This is a genomic window from Curtobacterium flaccumfaciens UCD-AKU (assembly GCF_000349565.1).
Lineage (GTDB): Bacteria > Actinomycetota > Actinomycetes > Actinomycetales > Microbacteriaceae > Curtobacterium > Curtobacterium poinsettiae.
Genome location: NZ_KB714613.1, coordinates 1368 through 2282, shown reverse-complemented (window position 1 = coordinate 2282; position 915 = coordinate 1368). Strand labels below are relative to the sequence as shown.

General features: G+C 76.3%; 1 protein-coding gene. It reads right to left on the bottom strand.

Features of this window, described 5'->3' with window-relative positions:
- Positions 1-34 precede the first annotated feature (34 nt).
- Positions 35-915, bottom strand: an 881-nt coding sequence (locus tag H489_RS27305) for a LacI family DNA-binding transcriptional regulator (RefSeq protein ID WP_017886931.1), incomplete at its 5' end; no start/stop codon positions are given.

Sequence of the window (915 nt, the reverse complement as noted above, 5' to 3'; positions counted from 1 at the left end):
GTGGCGGCGCCGCCACGGGCCTCCCGTCCGCCGTTCACGCGACCTGGTGCGCCGCCCGGTCGGACGTGCCGTCCGCGTACGGCGCGCTCTCGCCAACGAGCAGGCGGTGGCCGACCGTGACCAGCCGGCCGGGCACGTCGGAGCCGTCCATCCGCTCGACCAGCAGGTCGAGCGCGGTGTCGGCGAGGGCGACCGTGTCGGGCGCGACGGAGGTCAGGCTCGGCACCAGGCTCGACCCGAGGCCGACCGCGTCCCACCCGACGACGGCCACGTCGCGGGGCGCGTCCAGACCGCGCAGGCGCATGGCCCGGAGCGCCCCGAGCGCGGCCAGGTCGTCGCGGCAGAGCAGCCCGTCGACGCGGAGTCCGGCGTCGAGCGCGGTACCGAAGGCGACCTCGGCACCGGCGGCGTCGCCGACCTCGCGGGGGACCAGCAGCGCGTCGTCGAGCGGCAGACCCGCGGCGACGAGTCCGGCGCGGTAGCCGTCCAGGCGCAGTCCGGACGTGCGCGACGACGGGCCGGTCTCGTGCCCGAAGAACCCGATGCGGCGGCAGCCGAGCGCGACGAGGTGCGCGACGGCCTCGGCGGCGGCACCGGCGTTGTCGATGACGACCTGGTCGGCGTGCGGGGGCCGGACGTCCTCGCCGAGGAACACCACGGCGGTGTCGCCGCGGATCCGGTCGATGGCCTCGGGCGTGAGCACCTGCGGGTGGATCACGACCCCGTCGACCACCCCGGCCTCACGCCCGCGCACGGCGGAACGCTCACCGTCCGGGTCGCCGGCGGTCTCCTCGAGCAGGAGCTGGTAGCCGCGGTCGGCGCAGACCCGCGAGAAGACGTGGGCCAGTTCGGCGAAGTACGGGCGTCGGAGGTCGGGGAACGCGAAGGCGAGCATGTTCGAGCGTCCGGTCGCCA